This window comes from Aeromicrobium sp. MLTX1 (genome assembly GCF_046452335.1).
Lineage (GTDB): Bacteria > Actinomycetota > Actinomycetes > Propionibacteriales > Nocardioidaceae > Aeromicrobium.
On sequence record NZ_JBKFDN010000001.1, the window covers coordinates 957,494 to 974,238 of the forward strand.

General features: G+C 70.1%; 18 protein-coding genes. 7 read left to right on the plus strand and 11 right to left on the minus strand.

The genetic code is table 11. The features are described from left to right. Window positions 1-11: 11 nt before the first annotated feature. The gene (locus tag ACK99Q_RS04410; protein WP_410185016.1) at window positions 12-1,595 is read right to left on the minus strand and encodes an ABC transporter substrate-binding protein; all 1,584 of its coding nucleotides are present in this window, start codon (window positions 1,593-1,595) and stop codon (window positions 12-14) included. Between the two features lie 156 nt (window positions 1,596-1,751). Here ACK99Q_RS04410 and glyA point away from each other — a divergent pair, with 156 nt between their 5' ends. From glyA to ACK99Q_RS04425, 3 genes are read left to right on the plus strand one after another with little or no spacing between them, the layout of a single operon-like run. After that, window positions 1,752-3,029 carry a serine hydroxymethyltransferase gene (gene glyA / locus ACK99Q_RS04415; RefSeq protein ID WP_410185017.1) on the plus strand — a complete coding sequence of 426 codons (1,278 nt, stop codon included), beginning with the start codon at window positions 1,752-1,754 and terminating at the stop codon, window positions 3,027-3,029. After that, window positions 3,026-3,763 carry an SURF1 family protein gene (locus ACK99Q_RS04420; protein ID WP_410185018.1) on the plus strand — a complete coding sequence of 246 codons (738 nt, stop codon included), beginning with the start codon at window positions 3,026-3,028 and terminating at the stop codon, window positions 3,761-3,763. Before glyA ends, ACK99Q_RS04420 begins: the two co-directional genes overlap by 4 nt. 9 nt (window positions 3,764-3,772) lie before the next feature. Further along, window positions 3,773-4,114, plus strand: a complete 342-nt coding sequence (locus ACK99Q_RS04425; RefSeq protein WP_410185019.1) for a DUF3817 domain-containing protein — start codon at window positions 3,773-3,775, stop codon at window positions 4,112-4,114. A gap of 1 nt (window position 4,115) precedes the next feature. On the opposite strand, the gene ACK99Q_RS04430 is transcribed toward ACK99Q_RS04425, so the two are convergent. Together ACK99Q_RS04430 and ACK99Q_RS04435 are read right to left on the minus strand one after the other, a co-directional pair. Then, entirely contained in the window at window positions 4,116-4,319 is a 204-nt protein-coding gene (locus ACK99Q_RS04430) for a helix-turn-helix transcriptional regulator (RefSeq protein ID WP_410185020.1), read from the minus strand. After that, window positions 4,319-4,780 carry a hypothetical protein gene (locus ACK99Q_RS04435; RefSeq protein WP_410185021.1) on the minus strand — a complete coding sequence of 154 codons (462 nt, stop codon included), beginning with the start codon at window positions 4,778-4,780 and terminating at the stop codon, window positions 4,319-4,321. Before ACK99Q_RS04435 ends, ACK99Q_RS04430 begins: the two co-directional genes overlap by 1 nt. Before the next feature lie 225 nt (window positions 4,781-5,005). Between ACK99Q_RS04435 and ACK99Q_RS04440 the strand changes: the two genes are divergently transcribed. Next, window positions 5,006-5,983 (plus strand): type IV toxin-antitoxin system AbiEi family antitoxin domain-containing protein, encoded by a 978-nt coding sequence (locus tag ACK99Q_RS04440; protein WP_179427438.1) that lies wholly within the window; start codon window positions 5,006-5,008, stop codon window positions 5,981-5,983. A gap of 84 nt (window positions 5,984-6,067) precedes the next feature. Here ACK99Q_RS04440 and ACK99Q_RS04445 read toward each other — a convergent pair whose 3' ends face one another. Beyond that, a complete protein-coding gene (locus tag ACK99Q_RS04445; RefSeq protein ID WP_410185022.1) occupies window positions 6,068-6,841 on the minus strand; it encodes an enoyl-CoA hydratase/isomerase family protein in 774 nt (257 codons plus the stop codon). Window positions 6,842-7,014: 173 nt separating this feature from the next. Between ACK99Q_RS04445 and ACK99Q_RS04450 the strand changes: the two genes are divergently transcribed. Both ACK99Q_RS04450 and ACK99Q_RS04455 read left to right on the plus strand, forming a co-directional pair. Continuing rightward, window positions 7,015-7,545, plus strand: coding sequence for a peptidylprolyl isomerase (locus ACK99Q_RS04450; protein ID WP_410185023.1), 531 nt, complete (start codon window positions 7,015-7,017; stop codon window positions 7,543-7,545). Then, window positions 7,542-8,414: a rhomboid family intramembrane serine protease gene (locus ACK99Q_RS04455; protein WP_410185024.1), complete on the plus strand. Its 873-nt coding sequence runs from the start codon at window positions 7,542-7,544 to the stop codon at window positions 8,412-8,414. Before ACK99Q_RS04450 ends, ACK99Q_RS04455 begins: the two co-directional genes overlap by 4 nt. A gap of 66 nt (window positions 8,415-8,480) precedes the next feature. Here the strand turns inward: ACK99Q_RS04455 and ACK99Q_RS04460 are convergent, their stop codons facing one another. Next, entirely contained in the window at window positions 8,481-8,729 is a 249-nt protein-coding gene (locus ACK99Q_RS04460) for a cell division protein CrgA (protein WP_410185025.1), read from the minus strand. A gap of 64 nt (window positions 8,730-8,793) precedes the next feature. Here ACK99Q_RS04460 and ACK99Q_RS04465 point away from each other — a divergent pair, with 64 nt between their 5' ends. Then, complete coding sequence (locus ACK99Q_RS04465; RefSeq protein ID WP_410185026.1) at window positions 8,794-9,537, plus strand: DUF881 domain-containing protein; 744 nt, start codon at window positions 8,794-8,796, stop codon at window positions 9,535-9,537. A gap of 6 nt (window positions 9,538-9,543) precedes the next feature. On the opposite strand, the gene pknB is transcribed toward ACK99Q_RS04465, so the two are convergent. The 6 genes from pknB to ACK99Q_RS04495 are packed head-to-tail and all read right to left on the minus strand — an operon-like array spanning window position 9,544 to window position 16,675. After that, a complete protein-coding gene (gene pknB, locus ACK99Q_RS04470) occupies window positions 9,544-11,286 on the minus strand; it encodes a Stk1 family PASTA domain-containing Ser/Thr kinase (protein WP_410185027.1) in 1,743 nt (580 codons plus the stop codon). 31 nt (window positions 11,287-11,317) lie between these two features. Beyond that, window positions 11,318-12,784, minus strand: coding sequence for a peptidoglycan D,D-transpeptidase FtsI family protein (locus ACK99Q_RS04475; protein ID WP_410185028.1), 1,467 nt, complete (start codon window positions 12,782-12,784; stop codon window positions 11,318-11,320). After that, on the minus strand, window positions 12,781-14,166 hold the full coding sequence (locus tag ACK99Q_RS04480) for an FtsW/RodA/SpoVE family cell cycle protein (protein ID WP_410185029.1): 1,386 nt from the start codon (window positions 14,164-14,166) through the stop codon (window positions 12,781-12,783). The genes ACK99Q_RS04475 and ACK99Q_RS04480 overlap by 4 nt, the downstream gene beginning before the upstream one ends. After that, window positions 14,163-15,482: a protein phosphatase 2C domain-containing protein gene (locus tag ACK99Q_RS04485; RefSeq protein WP_410185030.1), complete on the minus strand. Its 1,320-nt coding sequence runs from the start codon at window positions 15,480-15,482 to the stop codon at window positions 14,163-14,165. The genes ACK99Q_RS04480 and ACK99Q_RS04485 overlap by 4 nt, the downstream gene beginning before the upstream one ends. Next, window positions 15,483-15,968 carry an FHA domain-containing protein gene (locus tag ACK99Q_RS04490; RefSeq protein WP_410185031.1) on the minus strand — a complete coding sequence of 162 codons (486 nt, stop codon included), beginning with the start codon at window positions 15,966-15,968 and terminating at the stop codon, window positions 15,483-15,485. It abuts the gene before it with no gap. Continuing rightward, window positions 15,965-16,675: an FhaA domain-containing protein gene (locus ACK99Q_RS04495; RefSeq protein ID WP_179427456.1), complete on the minus strand. Its 711-nt coding sequence runs from the start codon at window positions 16,673-16,675 to the stop codon at window positions 15,965-15,967. The genes ACK99Q_RS04490 and ACK99Q_RS04495 overlap by 4 nt, the downstream gene beginning before the upstream one ends. Window positions 16,676-16,745 lie beyond the last annotated feature (70 nt).

A 16,745-nucleotide genomic window follows, 5' to 3' on the forward strand; every position in this document is an offset into this window, starting at 1 on the left:
CCGGGTGTCCGTTACTTCGACAGTGCCGTGAACCGGAACTTGAACGACGGGTCGAGCGTGTCGCTCACGCCCTTCACGTCCTTGCCGGCGACGGCCACCTGGGCGCCCGTGAGCAGCGGCAGGATCGGCACCTGGTCGGCCACCATCTCCTGGGCCTGGGCGAGCGTCGCGTCACGCGAGGCCTCGTCGGCGTCCACGCGCTCGGCGTCGAGCAGCTTGGTCATCGCGTCGTCCTCGTAGTGCGACTGGAGGAAGTTGTTCGGCGCGAAGAACGGCGTCAGGTAGTTGTCGGGATCCGGGAAGTCCGGGAACCAGCCCAGCTGGAAGGCCGGGTAGGCATCCTTGACGCGCTCCTCGGAGTAGGTGTTCCACTCCGTCGACTGCAGGTTGACCGTGAAGAGTCCGCCTTCCTCCAGCTGGCGCTTGACCGCCTGGTACTCCTGGTCGGAGCTGCCGCCGTAGTGGTCGGGGTTCCACTGGAGGTTGAGCTCGACGGGCGTCGAGACGCCGGCGTCGTCGAGGGTCTTCTTCGCGGCGGCCTGGTCGGGCGCGTCGCCGTACTTGTCCTTGAACGCCTCGGTGGCGCCCTTCTGACCCTCGGGGACGGCCGAGTAGGCCGGCGTGTAGGTGCCCTTGTAGACCTCCGAGGCGATCTCCTCGCGGTTCACGAGGTACGCCGCGGCCTGGCGGACGGCCTGCTTCTGCGCGTCGTCGTCGCCGGGCATCGTCTTGAGGTTGAACACGATGTAGCGCAGCTCGCCGCCGGGTCCGGTGTGGACGGTGACGTCGTCGGACTTCTTGAGGCTGTCGATGTCGGTCGGCGTCAGCGAGCGGTAGGCGACGTCGATGTCGCCCTTCTCCACGTCGAGCTTGAGGTTGTTCGAGTCGGCGTAGTAGCGCATCGTCACGTCGGACTTGGCCTCGCCGTACGTGCCGTCGTAGTCGGGGTTGACCGTGAACTCGGCCAGCTCGTTCTTCTTGTACTCGCCGATCGTGTACGGGCCGGAGAACGCGTTGGCCTCGACCGCGGCGTCGTCGTCGAGCAGGCCGTCGGCGGGGTACGTGTCCTCGTCGACGATCGGGCCGGCCGAGGTCACGAGGACCTGGGCGAAGGTCTGGTCGTTCGGCGCCTTGAGGGTGAACGCGACGGTCTTGTCGTCACGCGCTTCCACCGACTCCATGGCGCCGAGCAGCGAGGCCGGGCCGTTGGGGTCGTTGATGTCGACGATCCGCTTGAACGAGAAGGCCACGTCGGAGGCGGTCAGGTCGTTGCCGTTGGCGAACTTCAGTCCGTCCTTCATGGTGCAGACGTAGACCGTCGGCTCCTCGAAGTCGCACTTCTCCGCCGCGTCGGGGGTCAGCTCGGTGCTGCCCGCCGGGAAGTTGAGCAGGTACTGGTAGACCTGCGTCTGCACCGCCATGGAGCCGTTGTCGTACGAGCCGGCGGGGTCGATCGAGACCACCTTGTCGGTCGTTCCCACGATCAGGGCCGCATCGCTGTCGTCGTCGTTCTGTCCCGCTCCGCAGGCCGCCAGCACGGAGCCGGCCAGTGCCGCGGTCGCCAGGACGGTGACGCGTCGCCGCATCGAGTTCATCTGTTTCCTCCCCGGGGTTGTGTCCACCATCCGGACACTCGCTGTGACGCTACTCCCGTCGCGGAGTCGGGGCCATCCGCAGGACGGTTGCGTTTTGGTTACGCTCCCGGGGGGCGCGCGGATCTGGGCTCGCGGCCCGGGCGATATCCTCGGACCATGAGCCACGACCAGCATCTCGCCGATTTCGATCCCGACATCGCCGCGCTCCTCGACGCCGAGCTGGTCCGCCAGCAGACGACGCTCGAGATGATCGCTTCGGAGAACTTCGCTCCCGTCGCCGCCCTCGAGGCGCAGGGCAGCGTGCTCACGAACAAGTACGCCGAGGGCTACCCCGGCAAGCGCTACTACGGCGGCTGCGAGTTCGTCGACCAGGTCGAGCAGCTGGCCATCGACCGGCTCAAGCAGCTCTTCGACGCGGACTACGCCAACGTGCAGCCCCACTCGGGCGCCTCGGCCAACGCCGCCGCCCTGCACGCCATCGCCACCGCGGGCGACACGATCCTGGGCCTCGACCTGGCCAACGGCGGTCACCTCACGCACGGCATGAAGCTCAACTTCTCCGGGCGCCTCTACAACCCGATCCCGTACCACGTGATCCCCGAGACCGGCTTGGTCGACATGGACGAGGTGCGCGCGCTCGCGATCGAGCACCGCCCCCGGGTGATCATCGCCGGCTGGTCGGCGTACCCCCGTCAGCTCGACTTCGCCGCGTTCCGCGCGATCGCCGACGAGGTCGACGCGATCCTGTGGGTCGACATGGCGCACTTCGCCGGCCTCGTGGCCACGGGCCTGCACCCCAGCCCGCTGCCCCACGCGCACATCGTCACCACCACCACGCACAAGACCCTCGGCGGCCCGCGCGGCGGCGCGATCCTCACGAACGACGAGACGATCGCCAAGAAGATGCGCTCGGCCGTGTTCCCCGGCCAGCAGGGCGGCCCGCTCGAGCACGTCATCGCGGCCAAGGCCGTGGCCTTCAAGATGGCGCTGCAGCCCGAGTTCGCCGAGCGCCAGCAGCGCACGATCGAGGGTGCGCGCATCCTCGCCGAGCGTCTGCTCGCCGACGACGCGGTGGCCGCGGGCATCCAGGTCCTCAGCGGCGGCACCGACGTGCACCTCGTGCTCGTCGACCTGCGCAACTCCGAGCTCGACGGCCAGCAGGCCGAGGACCGCCTCCACGAGGTCGGCATCACGGTCAACCGCAACGCCGTCCCGAACGACCCGCGTCCCCCGATGGTCACCTCGGGCCTGCGCATCGGCACGCCGGCCCTGGCCACGCGTGGCTTCGGCGCCGACGAGTTCCACGAGGTCGCCGAGATCATCGCCGCGGCGCTCCAGCCCGGCGAGGTCGACATCGAGGGCCTGCGCAAGCGCACCCACGTGCTCGCCGAGCGCTTCCCGCTCTACCCCGGCATCAAGCCGTTCACGTCGTGAACGACCGGCCGGGGGTGGGTGCGTGGTTCCGCCCGGCCGTCCTCGGCCTGCACCTGTTCGCGATCGCGGCGATCGGGTTCTGCCTGTTCATGGGCACCTGGCAGCTGGGTGCGTACGACCAACGTCAGGAGGACGAGCGCGCCGAGCAGGGTGAGTCCACCGCGGCGGTCCCCCTCGAGTCCGTGTGGGCCCCCGGCGACGTCTTCACCACGGACCAGGACCAGCGCCCGGTCACGGTGACCGGCACGTTCCGGTCGGCGTCCGAGCAGCTCTGGGTCACCGACCGCGAGCAGGACGGCGCCACCGGCGTGTGGCTGCTGGCTCCCGTCACGGTCGGCGACGCCCAGCTGATGGTCGTGCGCGGCTGGGCGCCCGAGGCCTCCTCGACGTTCCCCGACGTGCCCGTCGGCGAGACCTCGTTCGAGGCCGTCCTCCAGCCGGGCGAGGAGTCCGCGTCCGGCTGGGACCCCGCCGCGCGCACGATCGGCTCGGTCCGGATCCCCACGCTGCTCAACGAGCTCGGCTACGCCGACCTGTGGTCGGGCTTCGCGATCTCCACCGACCCGGCGGTGGCCGGCGGCCTCGACGTGGCCGAGGTCCCGGAGGCCGACGTCTCGTGGACGGCCGGCGGCCGCAACCTCGGATACGGCCTGCAATGGTGGGTCTTCGCGGCCTTCGCGCTGTTCATGTGGTGGCGCATGGCGCGTGAGATGGTGCTTGGCCGAGATCGATAGGCTGGGGCGGTGAACGACCGACTTCTGCGCGCCTACCAGGTCATGGCGACCATCGTGGGACTCAACCTCCTCATCGTGATGGCCGGCTTCATCGGCAAGATCGCCACCGACGAGGGCTCGTGGTGGAACCGCAACCAGGACACCTTCCTGGTCATCGACCAGCTGCACGGCTTCCTCTTCATGGTGCTGATCGTCCTGGTCGCCCGCCTGACCCTGCGCGAGAAGTGGTCCTGGGGCTACATGCTCAGCGTCATCGTGCTGGCGTGCATCCCGCTCGTGTCGTTCTGGTCCGAGCGCCGCACCACCCACCGCGTCCACGCCTCGCAGGCCTCGGCGCCCGCGACCGCCTGAGTCAGTCGTCGGCCGGGTCGGGCTCGAACAGGTCCTCGATCCGGCAGTCGAACGCCGCCGCGAGCCGGAACGCCAACGGCAGCGACGGGTCGTAGCGACCCTTCTCGATCGAGATCACGGTCTGCCGTGACACGCCCAGCTCGTCGGCCAGCCGGCGCTGCGACCAGCCGCGCTCCTCGCGGAGCCGCGGGACGTGGTTCCGCATCAGCCGTCCCGCCGCTTGAGCCACAGCATCCGCACGACGACGTCGCCCATCGCGAACGCGGTGAGCGCGATGAGGCCGACCCGCAGGGACACCTCCAGGTCGACGATGACACCCGCGAGGAGCGTCAGTCCGAGAACCAGCAGCAGGTCGGTGAACGCGCCGCTCTGCGCACGCTGGAGCCACTGGGCCTCGATCGTGTCGTCGGGCCGGTCCACCGCGTCGCGCAGGCTGCTCCGGTCGACGAGGGCCACCCACGCCAGCGCGAAGATCCACGGCAGCGCGACGACCGCGACCACGAGGATCTCCTCGCGCCGGCTGCCGTCCAGCGCCGCCAGCGCCCACGCCGCGACGCCTCCCGACACCACCAGCGCGATGGCCGCGCACGACCCGAGCAGGGCGACCGGTCCCCCACCGAACCGCGCCCGCCCCCAGTACCCCCGCGTCTCCACCCGTTCGCTCATGCCCCCACCATAAGGTCAAGGTCGCTTGACAGTCAAGCACCCTTGACTTCGGGTGATTGACGGTTTCCCCGGTTAAGCGGGGAAACCGTCACTTAGCGAGGTTCGCAAACCTCACTAAGTGACAGGAAACCTCGCGAAGTCGGGGCTCGTGGACGACGTGCCGCGTTGTCCACAGGGTCCGAAGTCAGGACCGTTCTCGTGTCTGGGATCCGCGAGAGTTCACGAATGGAGCCCTTCTTCGAGACCTTGGCCGATCGCCGGGGTGGTTACATCCTGCGTCCCGATCTGCTCGACCTGGGCGTGTCCGACCGCCAGATCAAGGACGCGCTCCGGCAGGAGCTCATCGTGCGAATCCGCCCGGGGACGTACGCGCCGCGCGGACACGCCGACCTCTCGCCGGAGGAGAGGCACCGGCTGTTGGCCTTCGCGGTGCAGGACAAGCTGCCCTCGGGAGTCGTGCTCAGCCACCAGTCCGCCTCGGTGATCCACAGCGGCGTCTCGTACGGCCTCGACCTGAGCCAGGTCCATGTGACGCGTCTTGGTCGGACGACCGCCCGTGCCGAGGCGAAGGTGACCCATCACGGGGGAACCCTGCCGGACGAGGACATCGTCGAAGTCGACGGGCACCTCCTCGTAGTCCCTGGGCGCGCTGCGCTCGAGACGGCGGTGGTCGCCGGCACGGAGGCCGGCCTCATCCAGACGTCCCTCGCGCTACGGCATGGTGTGACGCCGGAAGAGCTGCACGAGCGCCTCGGCGCGATGGCGCGATGGCCCGGCGTCGCCAAAGTTCGTCTGTCCGTCATCTGGGCCACCCCGGAGTGCGAGACCGTTGGGGAGCTCCGCTCCCTCTACATGTTTCGTATGGGCGGTGTTCCCGTTCCCCGGATGCAGGTGGAGTACTTCGACGCGAACGGAGTCTCGCTCGGTCGGGTCGACTTCGACTGGGAGGACTTCTGGCACTGCGGCGAGTTCGACGGCCTACTCAAGTACGGCCGTCTGAACCCGTACGGCGGCGGCAACCTCGGTCAGGTGATCGTCGACGAGAAGCGCCGCGAGGACCGCATTCGCGAGACGGGCCGTGGGATGAGCCGGTGGGTGTGGTCCGACCTGCACTCGCCTCGGGCTACCTGCCAGCGGATCCTGGCAGCCCTCGAGCAGTCGCGTCGCCTTCACGGCCGCCGCTCGCCCACCGTCCTCGCCTGACTTCACGAGGTTTCCTGTCACTTCACGAGGTTCGCGAACCTCCGTCAGTGACAGTTTCCCCGCTTAACCGGGGAAACTGTCACGTCACCGCCCGACGAACGTGGCGTTCCCGGGGCCGTCGGCGAGGAAGGAGGCCATGCCGTGCTGGAGGTCCTCGGTGTCGAAGAGCTCGGCGGCGATCGCGGTGGTGCGGGCGATGGAGCCGGGGACGCCGGAGGTCTCGAACTCGCGCAGGATCTGCTTCGCGGCGCCGAACGCGCGGGTGGGACCCGCGGCCAGGTCGGCGGCGAACGCCGCGACGCCGGCGTCGAGCTCCTCCGGCGCGAAGACGCGGTTCACGACGTTCCAGCGCTCGAGCGTGACGGCGTCGAACGGCGCGCCCGTGAACACGAACTCCTTGGCGCGCGCGACGCCCGCGCGCCCCGCGAGCCGCTGCGTGCCGCCCATCGTCGGCGTCAGGCCGATGACCCGCTCGACCAGACCGAACTTCGCCTTCTCCGAGGCCAGCAGCACGTCACAGGCCAGCGCGACCTCGAACGCCCACGTCAGCGTCAGGCCGTGCGCGACGAAGATCGTGGGGACGTCCAGCGCCGCGAACCGCTCGGGCAGCTCGATCATCCGGTCGTAGAGCTCGCGCGTGGCCTCCTTGGTCGTGCGGGCGTGGAACTGCGCCACGTCGACGCCACCGGACACGATCTTCCCCTCGGCGCGCACCACCAAGACGCGCGGCGGCTCGGCCTCGACGCGATCGAGGGCCGCGTCGAACTCGTCGTGGAACTCCAGCGAGTAGAGGTTCACGGGCGGGGCCGAGAAGGTGAGCGTTGTCACACCACCCTCGGAGTGCGGGTCGACGGTCACCGATCGATCCTCGGATCGTAGGACCCACCGCGCTCGGCGGTGGCCTTGCGGACGACCACGACGGCCGCGGCGGCAGCGATCAGGAGCAACACCAGTCTCGACATGCCCCCACGCTAGCGGGAGACGTTCGGCGTCTCGTGCAAGGATGGAACCAACCCCTGAAAGGACGTGAAGTGCCCACCATCGCCACGCTCCACACCAACCGTGGAGACATCAAGATCGAGCTGTTCGACCACCAGGCACCCAAGACGGTGGCGAACTTCGTCGGCTTGGCCGAGGGCACCAAGGAATGGGTCGATCCCGCCACCGGCTCGGTGTCGACGAAGCCCTTCTACGACGGCCTCACGTTCCACCGGGTGATCTCCAACTTCATGCTGCAGGGCGGCGACCCGCTCGGCGACGGCCGCGGCGGCCCGGGCTACGAGTTCGACGACGAGTTCCACCCCGAGCTCCAGTTCGACCGCCCCTACCTGCTCGCCATGGCCAACGCGGGCACCAAGCCCAACGGCGCCGGCACCAACGGCTCGCAGTTCTTCATCACGGTCGCCAAGACCGACTGGCTCAACCGGAAGCACTCGATCTTCGGTGAGGTCAAGGACGCCGACAGCCGCGCCGTGGTCGACGCGATCGCCGCGGTCGAGACCGATCGCTTCGATCGTCCGGCGCAGCCCGTCGTGATCGAGTCCGTCACCCTCGAGAAGTGACCGACGAGAACGCCGGCCAGACCTGCTACCGCCATCCGGGTCGGCCTGCGTTCATCCAGTGCCAGCGCTGCTCGCGCTACATCTGTCCTGAGGACATGCGCGAGGCCAGCGTCGGCTTCCAATGCCCCGAGTGCGTGAAGCAGGGCCAGGCCGCGGTGCGCCAGCCGCGCACGCTCGCCGGCGGCGCCATCTCCACCAACGCCGGCGCGGTCACGATGGTGATCATCGGGCTCAACGTGCTGGCCCAGCTGATCGTCATGGTCACGGGCGGCACCCGGGGCTGGTTCTTCCAGGACGGCGCGATGCTCGGGCTGGGCGTCTACGACGGCGAGGTCCACGGCGTCGCCCACGGCGAGTACTGGCGCCTCGTGACCGCGGCCTTCCTGCACGGCGGCCTGCTGCACCTCGCGTTCAACATGTACGCCCTGTACCTGTTCGGTCCGTTCGTCGAGCAGACGCTCGGGCGCGTCCGGTTCGTCCTCACGTACCTGACGCTCGCGGTCGGCTCGTCGGTGCTGGTCTACCTGCTCACCGACTTCCGCACGCTGACTATCGGCGCCTCCGGTGCAGTCTTCGGCCTGTTCGGGCTCGCGCTGGTGTTCCTCGTGCGCACGCGCCAGAACATCACCGGCATGCTCATCCTGCTGGCGATCAACGGCCTGATCAGCCTGCAGTCGGGCATCAGCTGGCAGGGCCACCTCGGCGGCTTCCTCACCGGCCTCGTGCTCGGCCTGATGTTCGCCTACGCACCGCGTGAGCGCCGCACGCTCGCGCAGGTCGCCACGTTCGTCGTGCTGTGGGCGGCCTTCGTGGCCGCCGTGGCCTGGCGCACGAACGACCTCGCCGGGCGCTTCATGATCCTCAGCTGAAACGCCCGCGTCCACACCTTGTCCACAGCTGTGTGCACAGCCTGTGGGGAATCACAGGAGTGTGATTCACTCCCACTTCATCGCGAAGCCGAAGGCGGCGAGGATGAAGCCCATGCCGATCATGAGGTTCCAGCCACCGAGGTCGCTGTACCAGGGGATCGTCACGTCGGTGTTGGAGATCGTGTAGAAGACGACGATCCAGGCCAGGCCGATGACCGCGCACGCGACCATCAGGGGAGCCGCCCAGCGGTTGCCGATGCGCACCGGCTTGGGGCCGTTGTCGGCGACGGACTTGCGCTTGAACCTGTTGAACACGAGCATCTCCCGGTCGGGCGGCTGGGACGGCCGCTGTGTGTCGTACCCCGCTAGCCTAGTCGTCGTGCCGGAAACTCCACGCGAGGAGGGGAAGATCAAGGTCGTCAGCAGGTGGAGCCTGCTCGGCCTCGTCCTCGCCTGCGTGTGCGGCATCGTCCTGGTCGCGGCCGCGGTGACCTCCAACGGGTCCGACCTGAGGCCCGCCGGCGGCGACCTGAACTCGGTGGTGCGCGACCGCGCCCACGAGGTCGAGAACCGTCGCGGCGAGGCCGCCCGCCTGCAGCGCGAGGTCGACGAACTCACGGGTCGCGCCGACGACGCCGACCTGCGCCGGGAGGCGCGTCGCGTCACGAAGCTCTCCGACCCGGCCGGCCTGACGCCCGTCGAGGGTCCGGGTCTGCGCATCGCCCTGGAGGACGCCCCACGCTCGGTCGAGGTCCCCGGACTCGACCCGAACCTGCTCGTCGTGCACCAGCAGGACATCCAGGCGTTCGTGAACGCCCTGTGGGCAGGCGGCGCCGAGGCGATCACGCTGCAGGGCCAGCGACTGATCTCCACCACGGGCATCAAGTGCGTCGGCAACACCGTGGTGCTCGACGGCGTGCCGTACTCCCCGCCCTACGTCATCGAGGCGATCGGCGACCGCAGCCGTCTGCGCGGCGCCATGACCGAGTCGCCCGAGGTCACCACCTACACGCAGTACGCGCAGAAGTACGGCCTCGGCCTCGACCAGCGTGAAGTGGACGTCGTGAAGGCGCCCGCCCACGGCGGCAGCGTGTCGCTGAGCCACGCCACCGTCGTGGACTGACTCCCGTCAGGGCGTCGGCAGCGTGGTCGGCGGCGCGTTCGGGTCCGGCGTCGGCTCGGTCTCGGGCTCCGGCGGGCGCGACACCGTGAGAGTGATGGTCGTGGCGGGCGCCACCATCGAGCCCGGCTCGCGGCTCTGCGCGGTGACCGTGCCGTCGGGCGCGGTGCCGTTCGGATCGTCCTGGACCGAGACCTTCAGGCCGGCGTCCTCGAGCGTCTTCGTGGCCGCCTCGACCGACTGACCGACGACGTTGGGCACGTCGACCTGGCCGCGGGACACGATGAGCGTGACGGTGCTGCCGCGCTCGACCTGGGTGCCCGGGGGCGGGTTGCTGTTGAGGACCCGGCCCTTGGGCTGGTCGCTGTCGGTGTTCTGGCGTTCGACCTTGAGGCCGTACCGGTCGCCCTCGAGCAGGTCCTTGGCCTCGTCGAACGAGTAGCTCGTGAGGTTCGGGATGTCGACGAGCTCGGGTCCGGCGCTGACGACCAGGTCGACCGTCGTGCCCTCATCGACCGTGGTGCCGGCCTCCGGGTCGGTGGACATGACCTGGCCCTCGGGGATGTCGGCACTGGTCTGCTCGCTGGTGTCGCCCACCACGAGGTTCTTCGACTCGAGCCGGTTCGTGGCGGTCTCGACGTCGAGTCCCTCGACGCGCGGCACGTCCACCTGGGGCGTGTTGACCTCGGGGTCCTTGTCGTTGAGCATCAGCGCGATGCCCACCGCGGCGGCGATCGCCAGCAGCACGAGCGCGAGCGCCCACCACTTGCCGGCGCCCTTCTTCTTCTCCTCCTCCTCGGAGGCGGGCGGCAGCACGGGCGCGGCGACGGCGGGCGTGACCTGGGTGGCTCCGGCGGCGCCGACGGCCGTGACGGCCTGCGTCGGAGCGTCGACCGAGCCGCCGGCCAGCACGCGCTCGATGTCCTTGCGCATGTCGCCGGCGCTGGAGTAGCGGTCGTCGACGCGCTTGGCGAGCGCCTTCGCGACGACGTGGTCGACCTCGACCGAGACGTCAGGGTTCAGCTGCGACGGCGGGCGGGCCTCCTCGCGCACGTGCTGGTAGGCCACCGAGACGGGGCTGTCGCCCACGAACGGCGGACGACCCGTGAGCAGCTCGTAGAGCACGCAGCCCGTGGAGTAGATGTCGCTGCGGGCGTCGACGGTCTCGCCGCGGGCCTGCTCGGGCGAGAGGTACTGCGCCGTGCCGATGACGGCCGCGGTCTGGGTCATGGCGCTGGAGGTGTCGGCGATCGCCCGGGCGATGCCGAAGTCCATCACCTTGACCTTGCCCTCGGGCGTCAGCATGACGTTGGCGGGCTTGATGTCGCGGTGGATGATGCCGGCGCGGTGGCTGTAGTCGAGCGCGCTGAGGATGTCGGCGGTGATCGACAGGGCGCGCTCGGGCAGGATCTTGCGGCCGTCGCGCAGGACGTCGCGCAGCGTGCGACCCTCGACGAGCTCCATCACGATGTACGGCACGTGGGCGCCCGACGCGTCGGTGGCCTCGCCGGTGTCGTAGACGGCGACGATCGACGGGTGGTTCAGCGAGGCCGCGGACTGCGCCTCGCGGCGGAAGCGCTCCTGGAACGTCTCGTCGGCGGCCAGGTCGGCGCGCAGCAGCTTGATGGCGACCGGGCGGCCCAGGCGCATGTCGTGTCCGGCCCTGACATCGGCCATGCCTCCACGGCCGACCAGCTCGCCGACCTGGTAGCGGTCGCCGAGCGGGCTCATGTACGCGTCAGTCTCGGTCATGGTGTCCAGTCTCCCAAAGGGTGGATGGTGGTCATCGCAGCACCGCCTCCATCACGGAGCGGGCGATCGGGCCGCCGAGGCGGCCTCCGCCGATGTCGCTGGTGTTCTGTGCGGACTCGACCAGCACCGCCACGGCGACCTGTGGGTCGTCCGCCGGGGCGAAGCTGATGAACCAGGCGTAGGGCGGGCGGTCGGGCGCCGACTCGGCGGTGCCGGTCTTGCCGCCGACCTTCACGCCGGGGATGGCCGCGGGCGAGCCGGTGCCGTCGTCGACGACCGCGACCATCATGTCGTTCAGCTCGCGGGCGTCGCCGGCGGACATGGCCCGCTCCAGCTCCTGCGGCTCGGGCTGCTCGAGGATCGAGAGGTTGGGCGCGCGCACGGTGCGCACGACGCGCGGCTTCATCAGCACGCCGTCGTTGGCGACCGTGCCGGCGACCATGGCCATCTGCAGCGGCGTGGCGGCGACCTCGTACTGGCCGATGCCTGACTGGGCCAGCTGCGGCGCCTCGAGCTCGACGTCGGGGTCGGCGGTGAAGCGGCTGGCGGCCGAGGCGAGGTCGTCCAGCGGGCGCGAGCCGAAGCCGAACTTCGTGGCCTGCTCGGCGAGCTTGTCCTGGCCGACCTTGCCGGCCATCCAGCCGAACGAGACGTTGCACGAGACCTCGAGCGCGCGCTCGAACGTGATCGGGTTGCCGCCGCAGTCGCTGCCGCCCTGGTTGGTGAGCTTGTAGTCGATGCCGGGGAAGCCGAGGGTGGCGCCGCCGCGGACGTCGTCGTCGGACTTCAGCCCGAGGTCCTCGATGCCGGCGGCCGCCGTGACGGCCTTGAAGGTCGAGCCCGGGGGCAGCGTGGTCTGCGTGCCGCGGTTGATGAGCGGTTGGTTCTCGTCGTTCTCCAGGCGCCGCATCGCCGTGGTGACCTTGTCGAGGTCGTGGCTGGCGAGCGCGTTGGGGTTGTACGTGGGCTGGCTGACCATCGCGAGGATGTCGCCGTTCTGCGGGTTGAGCGCCACGACGGCGCCACGCGTCTTCTCGCCGAGATCGGCCAGGCCGTCGAACGCGGCCTTCTGGGCGGCCGGGTCGAGGGTGAGCTCGACGCTGCCGCCCTGCGGCTGGTCGTTGGAGATGACGTCGATGACCCGGTTGACGAACAGGCGGTCGTCGCTGCCGGACAGGATGTCGTTGTACGACTGCTCGATGCCCTCGCGGCCGTAGATGTAGGAGAAGTAGCCGGTGACCGGCGCGTACAGCTTCGGGTCGGTGTACTTGCGCTGGAACTGCCACTTGTCCTTCACGGGCACGGACTGCGCGATGGGCTCGCCGTCGACGATGATCGCGCCGCGCTCGCGGCTGAACTGCTCGTCGATGACGCGGCGGTTGCCCTCCTTGGCGTTCAGGTCGTCGGCCTGGACGAACTGCACCACGTTGGCGTTGAGCAGCAGGGCCAGGAACATCAGGAGGCACACGATGGCCATGGCGCGCACGGGCTTGTTCACGAGAGCTTCACCACCTGCGTCTGGTCGTCCCCGCTGATCGTGGAGACCTCGGGGGCGGGACGACGGGTCTGGTCGCTGATGCGCAGCAGCAGCGCCACGATGATCCAGTTCATGATGATCGAGGAGCCGCCGGCGGCCAGGAACGGCGCCGTGAGGCCGGTCAGCGGGATGAGGCGCATGACGCCGCCGGCGACGACGAACACCTGCAGCGCGAACGAGACCGACAGGCCCACCGCGAGCAGCTTGCCGAACGCGTCACGGCAGGTCAGCGCGATGCGCAGGCCCCGCTCGACGATGAGGCCGTAGGCCACGAGCACCGCCATGAGGCCGGTGAGGCCGAGCTCCTCGCCGATCGAGGACAGGATGAAGTCGGAGAAGCCGAAGGGCGTCATCTCGGGGCTGCCCTGCCCCCAGCCGCGACCCAGCAGCCCGCCGTGCGCGAGCCCGTAGAGCGCCGTGATGATCTGGTAGTTCTTGTCCGGGTCGGCCCACGGGTCGAGCCAGGCGTCGAAGCGGTCGCGCACGTGCCCGAAGGCCGCGTACCCGAACCACGCGCCCGCCGCGAACAGCACGCCGCCGACGACGAGCCAGCCCGGCCGCTCGGTGGCGACGTAGAGCATCACGACGAAGAGGCCGAAGAACAGCAGCGACGAGCCGAGGTCGCGCTGGAAGACGAGGATGCCGACGCTGACGAGCCAGCCCAGCAGGATCGGGCCGAGGTCGCGCCCGCGCGGCAGGTCGACGCCCAGCACCCGGCGGCCGGCCAGGGCGAGTGCGTCGCGCTTGGCCACGAGGTAGCCGGCGAAGAAGATCGCCAGCGCGATCTTGGCGGCCTCGGCGGGCTGGAAGCTGAAGGGTCCGAGCTGGATCCAGATCTGCGCGCCACGCTTCGCGTTGCCGATGACGGGCAGGATCGGCAGGACCAGCAGCACGATCGCGCCGAGGCCGAAGGTGTAGGTGTACTGCTGGAGGCGGCGGTGGTCGCGGATGAGCGCGAGCACCGCGACGAACATGAGGACGCCCAGGATCGTCCAGCGCAGCTGGCCCTGCGCGAACGGGCCGAAGCCCGATCCGTTGGCCTCGAGGCCGAGGTCGATCCGGTAGATCATCGTCAGGCCGATGCCGTTGAGCGCCACCACGACGGGCAGCAGCACGGGGTCGGCGTAGCCGGCGAAGCGGCGCACGGCCAGGTGGGCGCCGAGCGCGACGACGGCGTAGACCGCTCCGACCGTGTAGATGCCCGCGGGGACGGTGCCGTCGATGCCCAGGCCGACGGCGGCGTAGGACCCGATGCCGATCGCGATCGCCAGCAGCAGCAGTCCGAGCTCGGCGGTGCGGCGCTTGCGGGGGATCCAGGCGGGGGTGGCGCCCGGGGCACTCATGGCGCCTCCGTCGGCGCGGACGTGGCCGGGGTGCGACGCGGCGAGGCCGTCGCGGTGGGCGTCGGCGTCGGCGTGGGGGTCGGCTCGGTGACCTGGATGCTGAGGTTGGTGACGATCCGCTTGGCCTCGGCGTGGTCGGCGGCGGCGATGCCGGCGGCGACGCGGTCGCGCTGGTAGGGCGGCAGCGTGTCGATCTGGATGCGGGTGACCTCGTCGACCGTCTTGAGCGTCAGGCCGGGGATGTCGACGTCGACGCCGCGGTAGATCGCGACCTGGTCGCCGGACGGCGCGACGAAGTACTGGCGCTGCGACCAGTCGTAGGCGTACGCGCCGGCACCGCCGACGAGGCCCAGGACGACGAGGATCGCGAGCAGCCACGTGAGGCCGCGGCGGCGGGGCGCGGCACGCGGCGCGTAGCGGAGCTCCTCGGGGTCGGGCTCGACGGCGTCGTCGGCCCCGGCCGGGAGCGTGGTCGGCGCGGTGGCCGCCCGGACCGAGCCGGTGCGCGGGCGGGGCTGGGTGGTGGCCGCGCCCACGATCTGGGGCTGGCCGTCGGCGCAGACGAGGCTCTCGTCGACCGGCTCGTCGCCGTCGACGAACTCGGCCAGGACCACGGTCACGTTGTCGTAGCCGCCGCCCTCGAGCGCCAGCCGGACGAGCTCGGTGGCGGCCGCGTCGATCGTCTCGAGCTTCATCGTCCGCTCGATCGTCTCGTCGTCGACCATGTCGGTGAGGCCGTCGCTGCACAGCAGGTAGCGGTCGCCGGGGGCGGGCTGGAGCCACGTGAAGTCGGGCTCGAAGTCGTCGCGGCCCAGGATCGCCTTGAGCAGCAGCGAGCGGTGCGGGTGGACGCGCGCCTCCTCGGGCGTGATGCGCCCCTCGTCGACGAGACTCTGCACGAAGGTGTGGTCGATGCTCAGCTGGCTGAGACGGCCCTGGCGCAGGCGGTAGGCGCGCGAGTCGCCGATGTGGGCGACGGCCAGCTTCTCGCCGTCCCACAGCATCGCCTCGAGCGTGGTGCCCATGCCCTCGACCGCAGGATCGTCGGCGATCAGCTGGGCCAGGCGGTGGTTGGCCGTGGCCACGGCGGTGCGCAGGGCCTCGAGCGCGTCGCCGTCGTCCTCGGGGTCGAGGTCGCGGTCGAGCTCGCGGATCTCGGCGAGCGTGGCGGAGGAGGCCAGGTCGCCGGCGGCGGCGCCGCCCATGCCGTCGGCGATGACCAGCAGGCGCGGGCTGGCGTAGCCCGAGTCCTGGTTGTTCGAACGTCGCAGACCGACGTCGGTCAGCGCCACGTAGCGATAGGTCAGCGGCGCCATCTACTTGCGCAACTCCACGATCGTCTTGCCCAGTCGCACGGACGTGCCCAGTGCGACCGGCACCGGCGAGGTGACGCGCTGGCTGCCGATGTAGGTGCCGTTCGTGGAGCCGAGGTCCTCGACGAACCACTGCTCGCCGTTCGTGGCGAAGCGGGCGTGACGGGTGGACACGTAGTCGTCGTCGAGGCGGATCGCGGCGTCGGTGCCGCGGCCGAGCAGGATCGGATCGGTGCCCAACGGGACGCTCTGCCCGGCGTTGGGACCGTCGACGACCTGCAGCATGCTCGGCGCGCCGCGCATCTTGCGGTTGCGGCGGGCCTTCTCGGGCTTCGGCTGCTTCTGGGGCTTCTGGCCCTTGGGCGTCTTCGCGGTCTGGACCTTCGTGCCGAAGATGTCGGTGCGGATGACCGAGACGGCCGAGAGCACGAACAGCCACAGCACGGCCAGGAAGCCGAGCTTGATCAGGGTGAGGGTCAGCTCACTCACACGACCTCCTCGCTGATCTGCACGGAGATCGTGGTGTTGCCGAGACGGATCGAGGAGCCGTTGCGCAGGAATGCGGCGTCGACCCGGCGGCCGTCGACGATGACGCCGTTGGTGGAGCCGAGGTCGCGGATCTCCACGCCCGTGCCCAGGAACGAGATCTCGGCGTGGTTGCGGCTGATGCCCGGGTCGTCGATCTTGAGGTCCACCGAGGAGCCGCGGCCGATCGTGATGCCGGGCGGGTTCACGGGGTGGCGCAGGCCGCCGATGTCGAGCACGACCTTGGCGCGGCGGACGGCGGTGTCGGTGATCGGCTCGCCGCGCACCGGCGTGACGGACGCGTTCGAGGCGCTGACGATCGTGAAGCGACCGGTGTGCAGGGCCTCGTCGAGGGCGAACTCGATGTGCAGCGGGCCGGCGGCGGTGTAGTGCTGCTCGGCGAGGTGCTCCTTGAGCAGCGTGGCGAGCTCGGTGGCCAGCGTGGCTCCGTAGGGGGCCAGACGGTCGTGGTCGGCCGGCGAGAGCTCCACGGTGAAGTCGTTGGGCACGAGCGTGCGCTCGCGGCTGAGGACCGACGCGTTCTGGTCGACCTCGCGCTGGAGGGCCGCCGCGATCTCGACGGGCTGCACCGCGCTGCGGAAGGCGCGCGCGAACGCCCCGGTGACGGCACCCTCGAGGCGCTTCTCGAAGCGCTGCAGGACTCCGGCCACAGGTGCTCACCTCCTCGGGCATGCCACATCGACGACGGTCGGTCCTGTCGATCGTATCGACACGGGGCCA